This window comes from Pseudomonas sp. SST3 (assembly GCF_003325755.1).
Map to the genome: position 1 here is coordinate 227,512 of NZ_QORI02000005.1, position 20,850 is coordinate 248,361.

A 20,850-nucleotide genomic window follows, 5' to 3' on the forward strand; every position below is an offset into this window, starting at 1 on the left:
CGAGTGTTTAGCTGTGAGCGACCTGAGTCATATCCGTAATTTCTCCATCATCGCGCACATCGATCACGGCAAGTCGACCTTGGCTGATCGATTCATCCAGATGTGCGGTGGCCTGACCGAACGTGAAATGAATGCCCAGGTACTTGATTCGATGGACCTTGAGCGTGAGCGAGGCATCACGATCAAGGCACACAGCGTCACGCTGTATTACAAGGCGCGGGACGGCAAGACCTATCAACTGAATTTCATCGATACCCCCGGGCACGTCGACTTCACCTATGAGGTCAGTCGCTCGCTGGCGGCTTGCGAAGGTGCACTTCTGGTTGTTGATGCGGGTCAGGGCGTTGAAGCGCAATCCGTTGCCAACTGCTACACAGCTATCGAGCAGGGCCTGGAGGTCATGCCGGTACTGAACAAGATGGATCTGCCGCAAGCGGATCCGGACAAGGTCAAGGATGAAATCGAGCACATCATAGGTATCGATGCGACCGACGCTGTCGCTTGCAGTGCAAAGAGCGGCATGGGCGTGGATGATGTCCTCGAGCGTCTGGTGGCGGTTATTCCTCCGCCAACTGGCGATATTGACGCGCCATTGCAGGCGTTGATCATCGATTCCTGGTTCGATAACTACCTGGGCGTCGTCTCGCTCGTGCGGGTACGCCATGGCCGGATCAAGAAAGGCGACAAGGTTCTGGTCAAATCCACCGGCAAGGTGCATCAGGTCGATAGCGTCGGTGTGTTCAATCCCAAGCACACCAGCACGGCTGATCTCAAGGCGGGCGAGGTGGGCTTCATTATCGCCGGCATCAAGGACATTCACGGGGCGCCGGTCGGCGATACCCTGACGTTGTCCAATACGCCGGACGTCGAAATGCTGCCGGGCTTCAAACGAGTCAAGCCGCAGGTCTATGCCGGCTTGTTTCCGGTCAGCTCGGATGATTTCGAAGATTTCCGCGAGGCGCTGCAGAAACTCACCCTGAACGATGCCGCGCTGCAATACGAGCCGGAGAGTTCCGATGCGCTGGGCTTTGGTTTCCGCATCGGCTTCCTGGGCATGCTACACATGGAGATCATCCAGGAGCGACTCGAGCGTGAGTATGATCTGGATCTGATCACCACGCCCCAACGGTGGTCTACGAGCTAGGACTCAAGAACGGCGAAACCCTCTACGTCGACAGCCCGTCCAAGTTGCCGGACCTATCGTCGATCGAAGACATGCGCGAACCCATCGTGAGGGCCAATATTCTTGTGCCCCAAGAGCACCTCGGCAGCGTCATCACCCTGTGTGTCGAGAAGCGCGGGGTACAGCGAGATCTGCAGTTCCTCGGGTCACAGGTGCAGGTGCGCTACGATCTGCCCATGAGCGAAGTTGTCCTGGACTTCTTCGACCGGCTGAAGTCGGTCAGCCGTGGCTATGCCTCGCTGGACTACAGCTTCGAATGCTTCCAGTCGGCCAACCTGACCCGTCTGGACATTCTGATCAACGGCGACAAGGTCGACGCGCTGGCACTTATCGTGCACCGCGACAATGCGCATTACAAAGGCCGCATATTGGTCGAGAAAATGAAGGAGCTCATTCCTCGGCAGATGTTCGACGTAGCGATTCAGGCGGCTATAGGCGGCCAGATCGTAGCGCGAAGCACCGTCAAAGCGTTGCGCAAGAACGTTCTGGCCAAGTGCTACGGTGGTGACGTGAGCCGCAAGCGCAAGCTTCTGGAAAAGCAAAAAGCCGGCAAGAAGCGTATGAAGCAGGTCGGTAACGTTGAAATTCCGCAAGAAGCTTTCCTCGCGGTGCTTAAGGTAGATAGCTGATGTCGATCAATTTTCCGCTGTTGCTGGTCATTGCCGTTGCGGTATGCGGTTTTCTGACGCTTATCGATCTGGTGTTCTTTGCACCACGCCGACGGGCTGCGATAGCGAATTACGAGGGGCGCACCGGTGGCGAACCCGATCAATCGACGCTGGATGCCTTGAACAAGGAACCGGTTCTGATCGAATACGGAAAGTCCTTCTTCCCCGTGTTGGCGATCGTTCTGGTGCTGCGCTCGTTTCTCATCGAGCCGTTTCAGATTCCGTCTGGCTCGATGATTCCGACGCTCGAAGTGGGTGACTTCATTCTCGTCAACAAGTTTGCCTATGGCATTCGTCTGCCGGTCATCGACACCAAAGTCATCGATGTCAGCGATCCGAAGCGTGGCGATGTGATGGTGTTCCGCTACCCGAGCGATCCGAACATCAATTACATCAAGCGTGTCATTGGCCTGCCTGGCGATGTGGTTCGGTACAGCAGCGATAAGCGGCTGAGCATAAACGGTAAGCCGGTTTCCGAGATGCTGATCGGCGAGGAGCCGGGTAGCTTGGGCAGCGCCAAGCTGTACCGGGAGAAGCTGGGCGAGGTAGAACACCTGATTCGCAAGGAAATGGGCCGCTATCGAGTCGAGCCCGATCGTGAATGGCACGTCCCGGAAGGCCATTACTTCATGATGGGTGACAACCGCGACAACTCCAATGACAGTCGCTACTGGCAAGATGCAGCGATTCCCACCGACCTTGCCGGCATGGTTCCGGATCGCAATATCGTCGGCAAGGCATTTGCCGTATGGATGAGCTGGCCAGACCCGAAGTTCAGCAACCTTCCGCATTTTTCCCGAGTTGGGCTGATTCACTGAGTCTGTGAATCAGGGCCCGGTTCCCTTGGCCCGGCTCGCTATATTTAAGCCGCCCCGCTTGGTGGGTAACGTACGACATAGAGGTCGACATGAGTTTTGCTCGTTCGCAGAAAGGGCTGTCCATGCTGAGCTGGATCATGGTGCTTGCGCTGGTAGCGTTTTTTGCCAGTACTGCATTCAAGATGCTGCCGCACTATTTTGACTATATGTCCATGGACAAGATCATCAGCGGAGTTGAAAGTGACAAGACGATGGAGGTCCGCACTGTTCGGGACTTCTACAGCCATGTGCGCAAGGGCATGGACGTGAACGGCATTCGCGACCTCGATCTTGAGGAGGCGCTGAAAGTCGTCATCGAGAATAATGAATTCAAGGTCCATCTGGATTACGAAAAACGCGAGCCCCTGATCCGTAACCTCGATCTGGTGGCGAACTTCGACAAAGAATATCGCCTAAGGATGCCGTGAGCACTTCGTTAGCCCGTCTCGAGCGCAGGCTCGGTTATCAATTCAAGGATCAGGAGCTGATGCTCCTGGCCCTGACGCATCGCAGCTATGCCGGACGCAACAATGAGCGTTTGGAGTTTCTTGGCGATGCCATTCTCAATTTCATTGCCGGTGAGGCACTGTTCAGTCACTTTCCGCAGGCCAAGGAAGGACAGCTTTCGCGTCTGCGCGCGCGCCTGGTCAAAGGCGAAACCCTTGCCGTGTTGGCTCGCGGCTTCGAGCTCGGCGAATACCTGCGTCTGGGTTCGGGTGAGCTCAAGAGCGGCGGTTTCCGGCGTGAGTCCATCCTGGCGGACACGCTCGAGGCGTTGATCGGCGCCATCTACCTGGATGCCGGCATGGAAACCGCACGCGACCGCGTACTCGCCTGGCTCGCCAACGAACTGGAAGGGTTGACGCTGGTCGACACCAACAAGGACCCGAAAACCCGCTTGCAAGAGTTCTTGCAATCGCGTGCCTGTGAGCTGCCCAAGTATGAAGTGGTGGCGATTCAGGGAGAGCCGCATTGCCGGACGTTCTTCGTTGAGTGCCAGATATCGTTGCTCAACGAGAAGACGCAAGGGCAGGGTGCCAGCCGGCGTATTGCCGAACAGGTTGCCGCTGCCTCGGCACTGATCGCCTTGGGCGTGGAGAATGGCCATGATTGATGAGCATCTACAGGAAGAAGCGGTCAGCCGCTGTGGTTACGTTGCAATCGTCGGTCGCCCCAACGTCGGTAAGTCGACGCTGCTCAACCACGTGCTCGGACAGAAGCTCGCGATCACCTCGCGCAAGCCGCAGACCACGCGTCACAACATGCTTGGCATCAAGACAGAAGGCGCCGTGCAGGCCGTCTACGTCGATACGCCCGGATTGCACAAGAACGGCGAGACCGCGCTCAATCGCTATATGAATCGCACGGCTTCCTCGGCTTTGAAAGATGTCGATGTCGTGGTGTTCGTGGTCGATCGCACGCGCTGGACCGATGAGGACCAGCTGGTGCTGGAGCGCGTTCAGTACGTCGAAGGGCCAGTGATCGTCGCGGTGAACAAGACCGATCGCGTGGAAGACAAGGGCGAGTTGCTTCCGCATTTCGAATGGCTGGCGCAGCAGTTACCGAAAGCCGAGATCGTGCCGATTTCCGCCCAGCACGGGCAGAATCTGGATGTGTTCGAGAAGCTGGTAGCCTCGCATTTGCCCGAAAGCGATCACTTCTTTCCAGAAGACCAGATTACCGATCGCAGCAGTCGGTTTCTCGCAGCCGAACTGGTGCGCGAAAAAATCATGCGCCAGCTGGGCGCTGAAGTGCCTTATCAGATCACTGTTGAGATCGAGGACTTCAAGCAGCAAGGGCATGTTCTGCATATCCATGCGCTGATTCTGGTTGAGCGTGATGGGCAGAAGAAAATCATCATCGGCGACAAGGGCGAGCGCATCAAACGCATCGGCCAAGAAGCGCGCAAGGATATGGAAGTGCTGTTCGATTCCAAGGTCATGCTCAATCTCTGGGTGAAAGTGAAGAGCGGCTGGTCCGATGATGAACGGGCACTGCATTCGCTGGGCTACAGCTGAGTCAAAGCGCTTTCGGTTCTTGCCATACCTGATTGCCAATTGCAGCAGCCAGCTGCAGTTGCGCGTAGATGATCACCCACCTCGCGGCGCTCGCCCACCTCATGACCGCCCAATCCGCCTTCGTTCTGCACAGTCGTCCATACCGCGAGAGCAGTGCGCTGGTGGATTTCTTTACACCTGAAGGAAGGTTGCGCGCGGTGCTTCGTGGCGCACGCGGCAAGGCGGGCACGTTGGCGAGGCCGTTCGTGCCGCTTGAAGTGGAATTCCGTGGTCGTAGCGATCTCAAGGCAGTGGCCCGTCTGGAAAGCGCTGGTCTGGCCTACTGGCTGGATGGCAATGCGTTGTTCAGCGGCATGTACCTCAACGAATTGCTGATTCGCCTGCTTCCGGCTGAAGACGCCCATCCCGCCATGTTCGAGCACTATGTCGCAACCCTACCCGCGCTGGCGGCCAAGCGCCCGCTGGAGCCTATCCTGCGGGCGTTCGAATGGCGGCTGCTGAGCGAACTGGGCTACGGTTTCGCCTTGGATAGTGACATTTCTGGACAGCCGATCGCCAGCGGTGGGCTCTATCGGTTATTACCGGATACCGGGCTGGAACCTGTGGGGCAGTTTCAACCCGGCCTGTTCGATGGCGCGGAACTCCTCGCCATGGCCGAGGCCGATTGGGAAGTACCTGGCGCCCTGGCAGCAGCGAAAAGATTGATGCGGCAGGCATTGGCGCCACATCTGGGTGGCCGGCCTCTGGTCAGCCGTGAACTGTTCATGAATATCAAGGAGGTCCCGCGTGACTGAAGCCAATCGAATCCTGCTCGGCGTCAACGTCGATCATGTTGCCACCCTGCGTCAAGCGCGCGGCACGCGTTATCCGGACCCGGTCAAGGCCGCGCTGGATGCCGAGGAAGCGGGGGCCGATGGCATCACCGTGCATCTGCGCGAAGACCGGCGGCATATTCAGGAGCGCGATGTGCTGCTGATGAAGGACACGCTGCAGACGCGGATGAATTTCGAAATGGGTGTGACCGAGGCGATGCTGGCTTTCGCCGAGCAGCTGCGACCGGAGCATGTTTGCCTGGTGCCGGAGACTCGCCAGGAGCTCACCACTGAAGGTGGTCTCGATGTTGCCGGTCAGGAGTCGCGCATTAGAGATGCGGTCAGTCGTCTGGCTGCCTGCGGGGCGGAAGTATCGCTATTCATCGACGCCGACCCCCGGCAGATCGAAGCCGCTGCCCGAGTCGGCGCGCCGGCCATCGAATTACATACTGGGCGCTATGCTGACGCACAGGGCGTGGCCGAGAGAGCGTGCGAGCTTGCCCGTATTCGCGATGGTGTCGAGTCAGGGCTGAGCCATGGTTTGATCGTCAATGCCGGACACGGGCTGCATTATCACAACGCCGAAGCCATCGCGGCTATCCGTGGGGTCAATGAATTGAACATTGGTCATGCCATCGTCGCTCACGCGCTGTTCGTTGGCTTCAAGCAAGCGGTCAAGGAAATGAAACACCTCATCCTGACCGCCGCGGCTCGCGGATAAGGCTTCCAGGTGAGCGCCGATCGCTTATCGCCTGAACAGGTTCAGCAGGATCGTCAGCACTACGCTGAGGATGATCATTGAAGTGATCGGAATGAAGGTTCGGCTGCGCTCCGATTCGATGCGGATATCGCCGGGGAGCTTGCCGAACCAGCTCAGCAGCCCTGGCGCATAGTGAAGAACCGCGCCGAGCAAGAGCAGCAACAGGCCTGCGCCAATCAACCATTTCGCCATTCTGCCTCCCTTTCTCGCCGTTGCCTGAGATCCGGCTGCGTTGGTTATTTGTGATAGGCAGCAAACGCCGCTATGACATGCCGGGCCAGGACCTCTACAGGCTCGCTGCGATCTGCCGCCCGTAGCAGCTTGATCTGATACTCGCCGAGGGCTGGCAGGCTGGCGCTTTCTTCCAAGCGCTTCAGTGGAGGACGGATCAGGCTCAGAGGATAGGGTGCCACGGCAAGGTCAGCGATCATGGCAGCTTCCTGCCCTGCGCACTGATCGCTGGAATAGGCGATGCGATAACTACGTCCGACTCGGTCGAGTGCGTCCAGCGCCTGACGGCGCCAGGCACAATCAGGGCTGGCCAGGGCCAGTGGCAATGGGGTGCGCTCGACCGCGACGCCGCCGGCTCGCCCGGCCCAGATCAATGGCTCGCGGTGGATCAGCTCACCGCGCGAGTCGTCCTGACCGAGGTTGCCGACGCTGATGAGCGCAACATCCAGCTCGCCGGCATCGACGCGCTGGATCATCTCGATGCTACGACCCACTGACACATTCACCTCGATTCCGGGATGAGTTCGGGCGAACAGCGACAGCAGGCTAGGCAGGATGTGGGTCCCGATATCCGACGCCGTTCCGAAGCGAACCCGCCCGTTCAGCCGTGGCTCGATAAATGCGCTGACCGTGTCTTCATTGAGCTTGAGCAGACGTCGAGCGTAACCCAGCAGCCGCTCGCCTTCATCGGTAAGCGTGATGCGCCGGGCCTCGCGAATGAACAACGTGCAGCCGAGCATCGTCTCGAGCCGTTTGATCTGCATGCTGACGGCGGAGGTTGTGCGAAAGATCTGGCCGGCGGCACGCGTGAAGCTGCCGCTTTCGGCGATGGAGACGAACGTGCGCAGCACGTCGATTTCCAGCAGGGGCATTGCGGACTGGGGAAGCTCTTCGGGCATACCAGGCATGGGCGGGCCTTCAAATTTTCTGAACCGAGAGTTCTATTGTAGTCGTTTGTCTGAATCGTCAAGCGCGCTCAATCTGAATCTGCCGACCGCGATCGGTTGGCAGGTATCGGGTGCGCCCGTGCACTCTCTCAATGGTTGGAGGATGCGATGCGACATTCTGAGCGAGAACAGCAACGCGATAGGTTCGAAGACCAAGGCCGGCCGGAAATGCCAGATTTCTATATGCCAGCCATGTGGCCAGTCGAACTCCAACAAGCGGTGATCGACTGGTTCGTTGCCTGGCGCAAACGGCGCCTATACCAGCGCCTGCTGAGCCTCAGCGATCAGCAACTACGAGGGCGCGACCTCAGCAGGGCGCGGCTCATCGAAAAGCTGCGGATGCCGCTGAGGCAGTTGGTGCAGGAGCAGCGTTGCCAGCGTGGTCGTTAGGGTTTGCGCGCGATCAGCACGGCGCGCATTGGTGCCGGCAGGCCTTCAATGGTTTTCCCGCGGTCTTTTGGATCGAGGAAATCCGGTAACGACTGGTAGCGCATCCAGTCGGTGCTGCGCTGTTCCTCTATGCTGGTGACGCTGACGTCGACACAACGCACGTCGGTGAACCCCGCCCGGCGCAGCCAGCATTCCAGCGCAGCCACCGATGGCAGGAACCAGACGTTGCGCATCTGTGCGTAACGATCCTCGGGAACCAGCGCGGTGTGTTCGTTGCCTTCGACCACCAGGGTTTCCAGCACCAGCTCGCCGTTCTTGAGCAGGCAGTCTTTCAGGTCGAGTAGGTGATCGATAGGCGAACGTCGGTGATAAAGCACACCCATGGAGAACACCGTGTCGAAGCCTTCGAGCTTCGCCGGTAGTTCTTCCAGGGCCATCGGCAGGTGCCAGACCGGGTGCTCGGAAAGGTAGCGTTTCATGGCGTGGAACTGGCAGAAGAACAGCCAGTTCGGATCGATGCCGATGACTGAATCGGCCCCTGCGCCGAGCATTCGCCACATGTAATAGCCGTTGCCACAGCCGACGTCGAGGATGCGTTTGCCGGCAAGATCGAGGTGCGGCGCGACGCGCGTCCACTTCCAATCCGAGCGCCACTCCGTATCCACGTGCACACCGAACACATCGAAGGGACCCTTGCGCCAAGGCGACAGGCCGAACAGCGCATCACGGGTCGCCGCACGGGTGGCCTCGTCGCAATCGGCATCCAGCCGGAAAGTATCGCGAACCTCGATGGCGTCAGGCTGAATGTCTGGCAGCGCATCGACCGCCCGGCGCCAGCGCGGTAGATCGCCGTGGCCGGCGGCGAGCTTGGCGTCGAGTTGCTGTTGCAGGCCGTTGGCCCAGGTAGCCAGCGGTGTCCCGGCAACGCGCCAGGCAAGGGGAGTCAGGTCGAGATTCATGGCAGGGCGATCAGGGAAGCGAAATTCAGGCACTGGAACCAGGGCACGACCTTGGTAAAACCGGCATCCGCCAAGCGCTGGCGATGCGTTTCAAGACTGTCCGGCTTCATCACGTTCTCGATGGCACTGCGCTTCTGAGCGATTTCCAGCTCGCTGTAGCCGTTGGCCCGTTTGAAAGCGATGTGCAGCTCGGTCAGCAGCTCCTGTTCCTGCTCGCCTTCGAAGCGCAACTTTTCCGATAGGATCAACGCGCCGCCCGGTACCAGCGCCTGTCGAATCCTGCCCAGCAACGCCGGTCGTTGCTCGCGCGGAATGAACTGCAGGGTGAAATTAAGCGCCACCAGCGAGGTTGGCTGATACTGCAGTGAGAGGATGTCGGCGTCGATTACCTCGACCGGCACCAGCTCCTGAAACATCGAGTCTTGAGCGTGCAAGTATTCACGGCAACGCTCGATCATGGCTGCCGAGTTATCCACGGCGATTACCTGGCAATTGTCCGCCTTCACATGCCGGCGTAGCGCTTGGGTCACAGCGCCGAGCGAGCAGCCGAGGTCGTACAGGCGGGTATTCGGCTGAGCGAACTGCGCGGCCAGCACGCCGATGTTCTCGACGATGGTCGGGTAGCCCGGCACCGAGCGTTTGATCATGTCGGGAAACACCCGCGCCACGTCTTCGTTGAAGGCGAAATCCTGGGGCTTGGCGAGGGGCTTGGCGAACAGGCGGTCTGGGTCGTGGATCACGGCGGCGTTTGGGCAGGCTGAAAAAACAGGGGCGGTAGTGTACCGGAAAGCCGGGCCGGACGCCGTGGCCGAATGGACGGCCGGCGCGTGGAGCGCTGGCCCTTGGGTCACTGCACTTCGATGCGGCAGTCGAACAGGTCAGCTGGCTCCGTGTCGCTTTCCCAAGGCCGCTGATAGGCAAGGTAGAGGCGGCCGCTGCCGCTCTCGGCGGCCTCGAAGCGCCAGGTCGAAATGCCATCGCCGCCGATCAGGTCGTTTTGTGGCGAGCTGAACACTTCCGGACCGAGGCTTTTGAGCTGCGCGGTCGAGACGTCGCGGAGCGTCCAGCGATAACCGCTAGCCGGATTGCTAGGCAGGCTGAGAATCAGGGTCTGGCCAGGCTGCATCGAAAGCGGGCAGGTCGCATCGTCACTCAGCGCGACACTGCTGGGCGGGGTACCGGCGCACCCGGCGAGGACGAGTAAAGGAACAAGCAACAGCAGGCGGGGCAGGGCAGAAGGCATGGGCGACCGACTCGGTAGGAAAATGGAAACGCTCGGGCGTCGAGTGAACCTTAAGACCCTGACGCTCGGTCGTAAAGCGTCATGGCGATTGCGAGGGCGGTTCTGTCGTCAGGGAGCTCGCAACCCAACGAGCTACGAAAGCCCGTTGGGTTCGGTGGGGTGAATCAGAACAGCACCTTGACGACATCCTGGAAGCGCTTGGCGAAATGCATGGTCAAACCTTCCTTCAGATAATCTGGCAGCTCCTCGAAGTCGCCCCGGTTCAATTCGGGAATGATTAACTCGTAGAGCTTCAAACGCCGCGCTGCGATTACCTTTTCGCGCAGGCCGCCGATGGGCAGCACCAGACCGGTAAGGGTCAGCTCACCCGTCATCGCGACGCCCTTTTTGGGGGCCTGGTTGCGTGCCAGCGAGAGCAGCGCGCTGGCCATGCTGATGCCTGCGCTGGGCCCGTCCTTCGGCGTTGCGCCTTCCGGGACATGCATGTGCACGAAGGCCTGGTCGAAGAAGGCAGGATCGCCCTTGAACTCTTTCAGATGCGAATTCACGTAGCTGAAGGCGATCTCTGCCGATTCCTTCATGACATCACCGAGCTTGCCGGTGAGCTTGAAGCCGCGGTTCAGCGTGTGGATGCGCGTCGCCTCGATCGGCAAGGTGGCGCCACCCATGCTGTTCCAGGCCAACCCGGTGACTACGCCGACGCCGGTGAGCAGTTGCTCCGGATGCCAGAACGGCATGCCCAGGTAGCTCTCGATGTCCTTCGGCCCGATCTTGATTTTGGTATCCGGTTCGTCCAGCAGCTTGACCACCGCCTTGCGCACCAACTTGCCGAGTTGCTTGTCGAGCTGACGCACGCCGGCCTCCCGTGCGTAGCCCTCGATCAGGCTGCGTAGGGCGCTGTCGCTGATCGCCAGGCGGTTCTTCGGCACCCCGGCGCGTTGAAGCTGACGCGGCCAGAGGTGGCGCTTGGCAATCGCCAGCTTTTCCTCGGTGATATAGCCGGATAGGCGAATGATTTCCATCCGGTCCAGCAGCGGGCCGGGAATCGAATAAAGGCTGTTGGCGGTGCAGACGAACAAGACCTTGGATAGATCCAGGCGCAGATCCAGATAGTGATCGAGAAAACCGACGTTCTGTTCTGGGTCGAGGGTTTCCAGCAACGCCGACGCCGGATCGCCCTGATGGCTGTTGCCCAGTTTGTCGACCTCGTCGAGCATGATTACCGGGTTCATCACCTCGACTTCCTTCAGCGCCTGCACCAGCTTGCCCGGTAGGGCACCGATATAGGTGCGCCGATGGCCCTTGATCTCCGCCTCGTCGCGCATGCCGCCGACGCTGAAACGATAGAAGGGACGGCCCAGGGACTCGGCAATGGACTTGCCGATGCTGGTCTTGCCCACGCCCGGTGGGCCGACTAGCAGCACAATGGAGCCGGCGATCTCGCCGCGAAACGCCCCGACCGCTAGGAACTCGATGATGCGGCTTTTGATGTCGTCGAGCCCGGCATGGTGCTCGTTGAGGATCTTCCTGGCCCGGCCGAGATCGAGCTTGTCCTCGCTGTACAGGCCCCAGGGCATTGAGGTGGCCCAGTCCAGATAGTTGCGGGTCACCGCGTATTCCGGCGAACCGGTTTCGAGCACCGACAGCTTGGTCAATTCATCGTCGATACGCTTCTGCGCGGCAGGAGGCACCACCTTGCCTTCCAGTCGTGAGCGGAACTCATCGGCGTCGGCGCTTCGGTCGTCCTTGGTGATACCCAGCTCCTGCTGATGATCTTCAGCTGCTCCTTGAGGAAGAACTCGCGCTGGCGCTCGCCGATCTTGCGATTCACCTCGCCGGTCAGCTCCTTCTGCAGCTTGGCGACCTCGACTTCCTTGCGCAGCAACGGCAGCACCTTCTCCATGCGCTTGAGCACGGGCACGGTGTCGAGCACTTCCTGCAGTTCCAGGCCAGGTGCGGTGGTCAGTGCCGCGGCAAAGTCGGTCAGCGGGGACGGTGCGTTCGGGCTGAAGCGATTGAGGTAGTTCTTCAGTTCCTCGCTATACAGCGGATTGAGCGGCAACAGTTCCTTGATCGCATTGATCAGCGCCATGCCGTAGGCCTTCACCTCGTCACGGGGATCATCATCGCTTTGCGGGTATTCCACTTCGACCAGATAGGGCGGTTTGCGTCGCAACCAACCGCGGATACGCACCCGCGCCATGCCCTGGGCGACGAACTGCAGCTTGCCGCCTTCCCGCGAAGCGTGGTGCACACGGACCATGGTGCCATGTTCCGGCAAGGCATCCGGATCGAAGCTGGTGGCATCCTGGGCTGGCGTATCCATGAAGAACAGGGCCAGGCGCTGATGAGGAGTTTTCGAGACCAGGTCCAGCGTTTCCGCCCACGGTTCCTCATTGACGATCACCGGCAGTACCTGCGCGGGAAAGAATGGCCGGTTGTGCACCGGAATCACGTAGAGCTTGTCCGGCAGATCCTGATCGGGCAAAACCAGCCCGGTGGAAGATACGCTCTGCTCGAATTCCTGATTGCTATCGTCGTTCATGAGGCACCTGTCTCGAGTACATGCTCCTTAGATGGGTATCGACGAAATGATTTCAATCCATCTGTGTCTTTGCGCTTTTCGGCCTGGCTGGGAAAAGCCCAGCGCCTCCGGTACAGTGCGCCGATACCCAGGTGCCTCCACATGCTCAACGCACGTCTGCTTCGCCTCGATGACAAAGCTCATGAACACGCGCACGACTATCACCAGTTGGTGCTGTCGCTGTCGGGCAGCGCCGAATTCGAAGTGGATGGCTCGGGTGGCGAGGTCTGCCGCATGCGTGCTTGTCTGGTGCCGGGTTATGCCGAGCATGAGTTCGCCGGCAGGGGCGATAACCGCATGCTGATCATTGATCTCGACGAGCAGGATCTCAGCGTCGATGATCCGCGGCTGCTGGCGCAGCTGTTCGAAACCCCGCGTTATCCGGCGCTGGATGCCGACTTCCATAACCTGCTCAATTACGCTGGCGCCGAACTGGCGCGTTACGGCAGCGATCCGTTGCTGGCGCGGGCATTAGGCGGTGTCCTGTTGCGCGCGCTGCACCTGCGAGTGTTCGGCGAATCGACGCGGCAGCCGACCGGCGCGTTGGACATCGCCCGGCTCGATGCGCATATCGAAAGTAATCTGGCACGGCGCATTACCGTCGCCGAGCTGGCGCAAGTGGTCTGCCTGAGCCCCAGCCATTTCCATGCACAGTTCAAGGACAGCGTCGGTCTGACTCCACATCAGTACCTGTTGAAAAGCCGCCTAGACCGCGCCGCACGGTTGCTTCGCGAAAGCCCGTTGCCGCTGGTGCGGATTGCCGAGGAGTGCGGCTTCTCCAGCCAGAGCGCACTGACGACCGCGACTCGGCGCTACCTCGGGCTGACGCCAAAGCGGCTGCGTAGCAGCGACGAGTGACCCCGCGGGGTTGCATCGATAAGGCATGTTTGTTGCCGTCAGTGCCCTGACGTCGCATTACCTTTAGGCTTTACGACAGCATCGTTACAAGCCATCCAACCCCATAGTTTCTTGTAAAACTTCCGTAGTTTTGCGCAACAACGCAGCACGGCCCCGCCGTAGATTCGCCTACCCGTTCGGCGAACCGCTGTGCAAACTTCCGCACATGCCCTTCGTCGAGCCAGTTCCAGACAACAACACTCCACGAGAGGAGCGGCGCGATGTTCAAAGCCGGTCAAGTCTTGCAGGGCGATTTCGCCAATCTGAAAGCCGCCGAATTCTTTCCCGCGATCAGCGCCAACTACAGCGTTGACGAGGCGGCCTACCTGAATGAGCTGTTGCAGCTGGCCGACCCCGGCGAGGCGGGCATCGAAGCCATTCGCCATGAAGCCCGCAGTCTGATCGAAGCGGTGCGCGGCCGGGATAACGCGGTCGATACCCTCGATGCGCTGCTGCGTCAGTACAGCCTGGATACCCACGAAGGGCTGATGCTGATGTGTCTGGCCGAAGCGCTGCTGCGCGTGCCGGATTCCGCTACCGCCGACGCTCTGATTCGCGACAAGCTCAACGCCGCCGAGTGGGAACGTCACCTCGGCCAGAGCGATAACGTGCTGGTCAACTTCGCCGCCTGGGGCTTGGTGATGACCGGCAAGGTGGTCGATCCGGAAAACGCCGATGGTCGCCCGAAGAACGTCCTAGGTCGCTTGATCAAACGCTCCGGTGAGCCGGTGATTCGCGCTGCGATGAACCAGGCAATGAAGCTGATGGGCAAGCAGTTCGTGCTGGGTCGCAGCATCTCAGAGGCGTTGAAGAACGGTCGCCCGGAGCGTGAAAAAGGCTACACCTATTCTTTCGACATGCTCGGTGAGGCGGCACTCACCACCGAGGATGCGCACAAGTACATGGTTGACTACCGTCAGGCCGTAGAAACCGTTGGCGCTGAGCCGCAGGTCGGTTCAGGGCCGCGTCCGTCGGTATCGATCAAGCTGTCGGCGCTGCATCCGCGTTACGAAGTGGCTCAGCGCGAGCGCGTGCTAACCGAGTTGTTCGAAAGCGTACGAGAGCTGGCGATCCTGGCGCGCAAGCTCGATGTTGGTATCACCATTGACGCCGAAGAGGCCGATCGCCTCGAGCTGTCGCTGGAACTCTACGAAAAGCTGATGCGTGACCCTGCGATCGCTGGCTGGGGCGAGTTCGGTCTGGTAATCCAGGCCTATTCCAAGCGCTGCCTGCCGGTACTGGTCTGGCTGACGCTGCTGGGCAAGGAACTGGGCGCAAGGATTCCGCTGCGTCTGGTCAAGGGTGCCTACTGGGACAGCGAGATCAAGCAGTGTCAGGTGCAGGGCCTCCACGGCTATCCGGTCTACACCCGCAAGGAAGGCACCGACACCTCCTACTTGGCCTGCGCCCGTTACCTGCTGTCCGAGCATACCCGCGGGGTGATCTATCCGCAGTTCGCCAGCCACAACGCGCATACCGTCAGCTGCATCCTGTCGATGGTTGGTGAACTGAAGACGCCGCGCGAATTTGAGTTCCAGCGCCTGCACGGCATGGGCGATGCGCTCTATGACACCGTGATCGAGAAGTACCGCAAGAACGTGCGCATTTATGCACCGGTCGGAGCGCACAAGGACCTGCTGCCGTACCTGGTGCGACGCCTGCTGGAGAACGGTGCCAACTCGTCGTTCGTCCATCAGCTGGTCGACCCACGCGTGCCGGTAGAAACCCTGATTGATCACCCGGTCTCCCAGCTGCGTCAGTTCAAGACCCTCGGCAACCATCGCATCCCGCTTCCGCCGGCGCTGTACGGCAATCGGACCAACTCGCAAGGCATCAACATGAACATCCAGACTCAGTGGAACGACCTGTCCAGCGCCTACCAGACCTTTCTCGACCGCCAGTGGCAGGCCGCTCCGGTGATCGGCGGGCAGAAGCTCACCGGCACGCCGAACAAGGTGTATTGCCCCTACAACCTCAGCCAGGAAGTGGGCACTGCCCAGTTCGCCACGGCCGAGCAGGCCAAGCAGGCTATCGACAGCCTGGCCGCGTTCTGGCCGCGCTGGAACGCCACGCCGATCGAGCAGCGCGCGCAAATCCTCGAGCGCCTCGGTGATCTACTGGAAGCCAACCATGCCGAGCTGATGGCGATGTGCACGCTGGAAGCTGGCAAGACCCTGCAGGACGGCATCGACGAAGTCCGTGAAGCCGTCGATTTCTGCCGTTACTACGCTTTGCAGGCGCGTCTGAAACTCGGCCGCGAGGAGCTCAAGGGCCCGACTGGCGAACGCAACGAGCTGTTCCATGAAGGTCGCGGTGTGTTCGTTTGCATCAGCCCCTGGAACTTCCCGCTGGCGATCTACCTCGGCCAGATCACCGCGGCGCTGGTCGCCGGTAACACCGTACTGGCCAAGCCGGCTGAGCAAACCAGCCTGATCGCGGCCCGTGCGCTGGAATTGATGTTCGAAGCCGGTCTGCCAAAGGAGGCGATTGCCTTCTTGCCGGGCGACGGTGCCACCCTGGGTGGCGTGTTTTGCCGCGACCCGCGTGTGGTGGGCGTGTGCTTCACCGGCTCCACCGACACCGCACGCATCATCAACCGCCAACTGGCCGAGAAGGAGGGCGCCATCGCCACCCTGATCGCCGAAACCGGCGGCCAGAACGCCATGATCGTCGATTCCACCGCACTGCCTGAGCAGGTCGTGAAGGATGCCGTCGGCTCCGCCTTTACCAGCGCGGCCAGCGCTGCTCGGCATTGCGCGTGCTCTACGTGCAGCGTGACATCGCTGACCGGGTGATTGAGCTGATCAAGGGCGCCATGGCGCAGTTGAAAGTCGGTCCGACCCACCTGCGTGAAAATGACCTGGGGCCGGTTATCGACGCTGAAGCCCGTGATGGTTTGCTTGCCCATATCGAGCAGCTGAAGGCCGAAGGCAAGCTGATTGCCGAAGCCAATCTGCCGGGCAGCCTCAACGGCCATTTCGTTGCGCCGGTAGCCTTCGAAATCGGTGGTATCCAGGAGCTGAAAAAAGAACAGTTTGGTCCGGTGCTGCACGTGGTGCGTTTCGACGCCGCGGATCTGGAGAAGGTCGTGGGGGATATCAACGCGACCGGCTACGGCCTGACCCTCGGCGTGCACAGCCGCAACGAGGAGACTGCGGCGCGCATCGAGGCGCTTGCGCGGGTCGGCAACCTCTACGTCAACCGCAACCAGGTCGGCGCGGTGGTCGGCGTGCAACCGTTCGGCGGCTGCGGCCTGTCCGGTACCGGCCCGAAAGCGGGTGGCCCCAGCTACCTGCTGCGCTTCGTCAATGAACGCACCACCTCTACCAACACCACGGCTGTGGGCGGCAACGCGTCCTTGCTGTCGCTGGTCGACGACTGATCGTCGTCTGACCCGATGCAGCCGGCGGCTCTGTTCTGAGACGCGCGCGAAGTAGAACAACCAGAACAGTTGGCGGATCGCTCTTCCGCCTCTGATGGGCTCAGGTGAGCCCGTCCCGGTGATGGCACGAACCGCCATCGCCCTCTGCCAGGTGGGATCGGGAATACCCTCGCGCCCATCAACAACAACTAACGAGGGAACAAGATGAGCATCAGTACACCCACTCTGATCACGTTCGTGATCTATATCGGCGCCATGCTGTTGATTGGCTTTGTCGCCTATCGCGCCACCAAGAATTTCGACGACTACATCCTCGGCGGACGCAGCCTGGGCAGTTTCGTCACGGCCCTGTCGGCAGGCGCTTCGGATATGAGCGGCTGGTTGCTGATGGGCCTGCCAGGGGCGATCTTCGTCGCGGGTCTTTCGGAAAGCTGGATCGCGATCGGCCTGATCGCCGGTGCCTGGCTGAACTGGCTCTTCGTCGCCGGGCGGCTGCGGGTACACACCGAGCGCAACAAGAACGCGCTGACCCTGCCGGATTACTTCTCGCACCGTTTCGAAGATGAAAGCCGCACCCTGCGGATCTTCTCAGCGCTCGTCGTGCTGGTGTTCTTCACTATCTACTGCGCCTCGGGCGTCGTCGCTGGCGCGCGGCTGTTTGAAAGCAGCTTCGGCGTGCCGTACGACGTGGCCCTGTGGATCGGCGCCGCGGCAACGATTCTCTATGTATTCATCGGCGGCTTCCTCGCGGTGAGCTGGACCGACACCGTGCAGGCCACGCTGATGATCTTCGCGCTGCTGATCACGCCGGTTTTTGTGATCCTGGCGCTCGGCGATATGGGCGCTGCGATGGATACCATTGCCACGCAGAATCCGGCCGCGTTCGACATGTTCAACGGCCTGTCCTTCGTCGCGATCGTTTCGCTGCTGGCCTGGGGGCTGGGCTATTTCGGCCAACCGCACATCCTGGTGCGCTTCATGGCTGCTGACTCGGTGAAGACCATCCCTAACGCCCGCCGCATCGGCATGGCCTGGATGATTCTGACTCTGGCCGGTGCGGTCGCAGTGGGCTTCTTCGGTATCGCCTACTTCGCCGGGCATCCGGAGCAGGCCGGCCCGGTCTCCGAGAACGGTGAGCGCGTGTTCATGGAACTGGTGAAAATCCTGTTCAACCCCTGGGTGGCCGGCATCATCCTCTCCGGCGTCCTCGCTGCCGTGATGAGTACGCTCAGCGCCCAGTTGCTGGTGAGCTCCAGCGCCCTGACCCAGGACTTCTACAAGGCCATGCTGCGCAAGAACGCTTCGCAGACCGAATTGGTCTGGGTCGGCCGCGCCATGGTGCTGCTGATCGCCTTCATCGCCCTAGGCATTGCGTCGAACCCGGACAGCAAGGTGCTGGGCCTGGTTTCCTACGCGTGGGCAGGCTTTGGCGCTGCATTTGGTCCGGTGGTGTTGATCTCGCTGCTGTGGAAGAACATGACGCGTAACGGCGCGCTGGCCGGCATGATCGTCGGCGCGGTCACCGTGGTGGTGTGGAAGGAATTCATCGGCCTTGGTCTGTACGAGATCATCCCGGGCTTCATCCTCGCCAGCCTCGCCATCGTGGTGTTCAGCAAGGTGGGGAATGGCGCTTCGGCGAGCATGATCAAGCGCTTCGAGGACGCTGAGCGCGAATACCAGGGGCATTGATTCTGCTGTAACGACAAACCCCGCGGTCTATGTCCTGGCCGCGGGGTTTTTGCGTTCTGGCTCCGTTAAAGACGAGGATCAGTCGTCGACGATGAGGTTCTCGCGATCATCCTTGGCGCCCGCGGCGATCAGGTGCTCGGCCTGTTCTTCAGGTAGGTGCACGCTGGCGCCATCTATATGAGCGACCGACATCCGAGCAGCTGGGTCGGTACTGACGTGCACATCCATAATCGCGCTGCGGTAGGTGTTGCCGGCTACTGTGGCAGAACAGGTGCCGGTGGCGGTATCGATCGTGACTGACATGGCGGACCTCCAGGTGTGTCGTGTGTAGCGGGACTGATGTGGGCGCCCCTCATTTGTCAGACCGCTTCAGCGCCGATCCGTTGCCCTGCGGCAGCTCGAGGCGGAAGGCCAGAAGCGAGCGCGGACAGGCTGACCAACGGCCAGGCTCGCCGGCTCGTACCCCTTCGGGCCAGGCTTTTGGCAGCTGTTCTCTGCTTACAGCCACGGCCTGTACCGAGATGGCCGTCGTTCACCAGTGGCGAAACCATCCGGTCACGAGCCAAGACGCGAAGTAGACGCTATCCTTGGCGGTTACTCGGCCATCCGTTGCCGACGCTTCGCATCGCTGTTGCTAGCGTCTCGTCAGTGGAGGCGGGGGAATGCCTCCGCAGCACAAGGAACAAATAAAATGAATGTGAGCACTCCAACCCTGATCACCTTTGTGATCTATATCGTGGCGATGATTCTGATCGGCTTCACCGCCTATCGCGCCACCAAGAACTTCGACGATTACATCCTCGGCGGGCGCAGCCTCGGCAGTTTCGTCACGGCGTTATCGGCGGGCGCTTCGGACATGAGCGGCTGGTTGCTGATGGGCCTGCCCGGCGCGATTTTTATCGCCGGCCTGTCGGAAAGCTGGATCGCCATTGGCCTGATCATCGGTGCCTGGCTCAACTGGTTGTTCGTGGCCGGACGGCTGCGTGTGCATACCGAGCACAACCATAACGCGTTGACGCTCCCGGATTACTTTTCGCACCGCTTCGAGGACACCAGCCGACTGCTGCGGATCTTCTCGGCGCTGGTGATTCTGGTGTTCTTCACCATCTATTGCGCCTCTGGCGTGGTTGCTGGCGCGCGACTGTTCGAGTCGACGTTCGGCATGTCCTACGACGTTGCGCTGTGGGTTGGGGCCGCGGCGACCATCCTCTATGTGTTCATTGGTGGCTTCCTCGCCGTGAGCTGGACCGACACCGTGCAGGCGACGCTGATGATCTTTGCGCTGCTGATCACGCCGGTGTTCGTCATCCTCTCACTCGGTGATCTCGGTACCGCGATGGACACCATCGCCGCACAGGATCCGTCGAACTTCGACATGTTCCGAGGGCTGTCTTTCATCGCGATCGTTTCATTGCTGGGCTGGGGACTGGGCTACTTCGGCCAGCCGCACATTCTGGTGCGCTTCATGGCTGCCGATTCGGTGAAGACCATCCCCAACGCTCGTCGCATCGGCATGACCTGGATGATCCTGACCCTGGCCGGCGCGGTAACCGTGGGCTTTCTCGGCATCGCCTATTTCGCCGACAACCCGGCACTGGCTGGCGCGGTCACCGAGAACGGCGAGCGCGTATTCATGGAACTGGTGAAGCTGATGTTTAACCCCTGGGTCGCCGGCATCATTCTCTCCGGTGTTCTCGCGGCCGTGATGAGTACCCTCAGCGCGCAGTTGCTGGTCAGCTCCAGCGCCCTGACGCAGGACTTCTACAAGGCCTTCCTGCGTAAAGGCGCCTCGCAGACCGAGCTGGTCTGGGTCGGCCGTGGCATGGTGCTGTTGATCGCATTAATCGCCATTGGTATCGCTTCGAATCCGGACAGCAAGGTATTGGGCCTGGTCTCGTACGCCTGGGCCGGCTTCGGCGCCGCGTTCGGTCCGGTGGTACTGATCTCGCTGGTGTGGAAACGCATGACCCGCAACGGCGCGCTGGTCGGCATGCTGGTCGGTGCCGTGACCGTTGTGGTCTGGAAAGAATTCATCGGCCTCGGTCTGTACGAAATCATTCCAGGCTTCATTCTCGCGAGTCTCGCCATCTACGTCGTCAGCCTGATGGGCAAGGAGCCGGCAGCCACCATTCAGCAGCGCTTCGAGGCGGCGGATGCGGAGTACCACGCCGGTTAAGATCGCGGTGCGCGCTTATCCCGCTACCTGCATCGCCGCGTGAAAGTGGCGCGC

Annotated in this window: 16 protein-coding genes and 3 pseudogenes; 12 read left to right on the forward strand and 7 right to left on the reverse strand. The window is 60.6% G+C overall.

Features of this window, described 5'->3' with window-relative positions; genetic code table 11:
* Positions 1 to 13: 13 nt before the first annotated feature.
* The 7 genes and pseudogenes from lepA to pdxJ all read left to right on the forward strand — a co-directional run bounded on the left by lepA (position 14) and on the right by pdxJ (position 6,259).
* Positions 14 to 1,812: pseudogene (gene lepA / locus DQ405_RS07515) on the forward strand (translation elongation factor 4).
* The gene (gene lepB / locus DQ405_RS07520; RefSeq protein WP_168423611.1) at positions 1,812 to 2,669 is read left to right on the forward strand and encodes a signal peptidase I; all 858 of its coding nucleotides are present in this window, start codon (positions 1,812 to 1,814) and stop codon (positions 2,667 to 2,669) included. The pseudogene lepA and the gene lepB overlap by 1 nt, the downstream one beginning before the upstream one ends.
* A gap of 89 nt (positions 2,670 to 2,758) precedes the next feature.
* Positions 2,759 to 3,136 (forward strand): DUF4845 domain-containing protein, encoded by a 378-nt coding sequence (locus DQ405_RS07525; protein ID WP_168423612.1) that lies wholly within the window; start codon positions 2,759 to 2,761, stop codon positions 3,134 to 3,136.
* Complete coding sequence (gene rnc / locus DQ405_RS07530; RefSeq protein WP_168423613.1) at positions 3,133 to 3,822, forward strand: ribonuclease III; 690 nt, start codon at positions 3,133 to 3,135, stop codon at positions 3,820 to 3,822. Before DQ405_RS07525 ends, rnc begins: the two co-directional genes overlap by 4 nt.
* Positions 3,815 to 4,726, forward strand: a complete 912-nt coding sequence (era, locus tag DQ405_RS07535; protein ID WP_168423614.1) for a GTPase Era — start codon at positions 3,815 to 3,817, stop codon at positions 4,724 to 4,726. Before rnc ends, era begins: the two co-directional genes overlap by 8 nt.
* A gap of 101 nt (positions 4,727 to 4,827) precedes the next feature.
* A complete protein-coding gene (gene recO, locus DQ405_RS07540; RefSeq protein ID WP_168423636.1) occupies positions 4,828 to 5,520 on the forward strand; it encodes a DNA repair protein RecO in 693 nt (230 codons plus the stop codon).
* Complete coding sequence (pdxJ, locus tag DQ405_RS07545; protein ID WP_168423615.1) at positions 5,513 to 6,259, forward strand: pyridoxine 5'-phosphate synthase; 747 nt, start codon at positions 5,513 to 5,515, stop codon at positions 6,257 to 6,259. Before recO ends, pdxJ begins: the two co-directional genes overlap by 8 nt.
* A 24-nt stretch (positions 6,260 to 6,283) precedes the next feature.
* Here pdxJ and DQ405_RS07550 read toward each other — a convergent pair whose 3' ends face one another.
* The gene (locus DQ405_RS07550) at positions 6,284 to 6,490 is read right to left on the reverse strand and encodes a DUF2905 domain-containing protein (RefSeq protein ID WP_019342245.1); all 207 of its coding nucleotides are present in this window, start codon (positions 6,488 to 6,490) and stop codon (positions 6,284 to 6,286) included.
* Positions 6,491 to 6,534: 44 nt separating this feature from the next.
* Positions 6,535 to 7,428: a LysR family transcriptional regulator gene (locus DQ405_RS07555; protein WP_168423637.1), complete on the reverse strand. Its 894-nt coding sequence runs from the start codon at positions 7,426 to 7,428 to the stop codon at positions 6,535 to 6,537.
* 156 nt (positions 7,429 to 7,584) lie between these two features.
* On the opposite strand from DQ405_RS07555, the gene DQ405_RS07560 reads away from it, so the two are divergent.
* Entirely contained in the window at positions 7,585 to 7,866 is a 282-nt protein-coding gene (locus tag DQ405_RS07560; RefSeq protein ID WP_174824658.1) for a hypothetical protein, read from the forward strand.
* Here DQ405_RS07560 and cmoB read toward each other — a convergent pair.
* The 4 genes and pseudogenes from cmoB to lon form a co-directional block, all read right to left on the reverse strand.
* Positions 7,863 to 8,825, reverse strand: coding sequence for a tRNA 5-methoxyuridine(34)/uridine 5-oxyacetic acid(34) synthase CmoB (gene cmoB, locus DQ405_RS07565; protein ID WP_168423616.1), 963 nt, complete (start codon positions 8,823 to 8,825; stop codon positions 7,863 to 7,865). The two genes, DQ405_RS07560 and cmoB, sit on opposite strands and share 4 nt — an antisense overlap.
* On the reverse strand, positions 8,822 to 9,562 hold the full coding sequence (gene cmoA / locus DQ405_RS07570) for a carboxy-S-adenosyl-L-methionine synthase CmoA (RefSeq protein WP_174824659.1): 741 nt from the start codon (positions 9,560 to 9,562) through the stop codon (positions 8,822 to 8,824). The genes cmoB and cmoA overlap by 4 nt, the downstream gene beginning before the upstream one ends.
* Positions 9,563 to 9,672: 110 nt before the next feature.
* Complete coding sequence (locus DQ405_RS07575) at positions 9,673 to 10,068, reverse strand: protease inhibitor I42 family protein (protein ID WP_168423618.1); 396 nt, start codon at positions 10,066 to 10,068, stop codon at positions 9,673 to 9,675.
* Between the two features lie 164 nt (positions 10,069 to 10,232).
* Positions 10,233 to 12,613, reverse strand: a pseudogene (gene lon / locus DQ405_RS07580) (endopeptidase La).
* A gap of 141 nt (positions 12,614 to 12,754) precedes the next feature.
* Between lon and DQ405_RS07585 the strand changes: the two are divergent.
* The 3 genes and pseudogenes from DQ405_RS07585 to putP (DQ405_RS07595) all read left to right on the forward strand — a co-directional run bounded on the left by DQ405_RS07585 (position 12,755) and on the right by putP (DQ405_RS07595) (position 18,620).
* The gene (locus tag DQ405_RS07585) at positions 12,755 to 13,510 is read left to right on the forward strand and encodes an AraC family transcriptional regulator (RefSeq protein ID WP_168423619.1); all 756 of its coding nucleotides are present in this window, start codon (positions 12,755 to 12,757) and stop codon (positions 13,508 to 13,510) included.
* Between the two features lie 260 nt (positions 13,511 to 13,770).
* Positions 13,771 to 16,931, forward strand: a pseudogene (putA, locus tag DQ405_RS07590) (bifunctional proline dehydrogenase/L-glutamate gamma-semialdehyde dehydrogenase PutA).
* A gap of 204 nt (positions 16,932 to 17,135) precedes the next feature.
* Positions 17,136 to 18,620, forward strand: coding sequence for a sodium/proline symporter PutP (gene putP, locus DQ405_RS07595; RefSeq protein WP_168423620.1), 1,485 nt, complete (start codon positions 17,136 to 17,138; stop codon positions 18,618 to 18,620).
* A gap of 78 nt (positions 18,621 to 18,698) precedes the next feature.
* Here the strand turns inward: putP (DQ405_RS07595) and DQ405_RS07600 are convergent, their stop codons facing one another.
* The gene (locus tag DQ405_RS07600; RefSeq protein WP_168423621.1) at positions 18,699 to 18,923 is read right to left on the reverse strand and encodes a DUF3203 family protein; all 225 of its coding nucleotides are present in this window, start codon (positions 18,921 to 18,923) and stop codon (positions 18,699 to 18,701) included.
* Between the two features lie 388 nt (positions 18,924 to 19,311).
* Here DQ405_RS07600 and putP (DQ405_RS07605) point away from each other — a divergent pair, with 388 nt between their 5' ends.
* Complete coding sequence (gene putP / locus DQ405_RS07605) at positions 19,312 to 20,796, forward strand: sodium/proline symporter PutP (RefSeq protein ID WP_168423622.1); 1,485 nt, start codon at positions 19,312 to 19,314, stop codon at positions 20,794 to 20,796.
* The last annotated feature ends 54 nt before the right edge of the window (positions 20,797 to 20,850 follow it).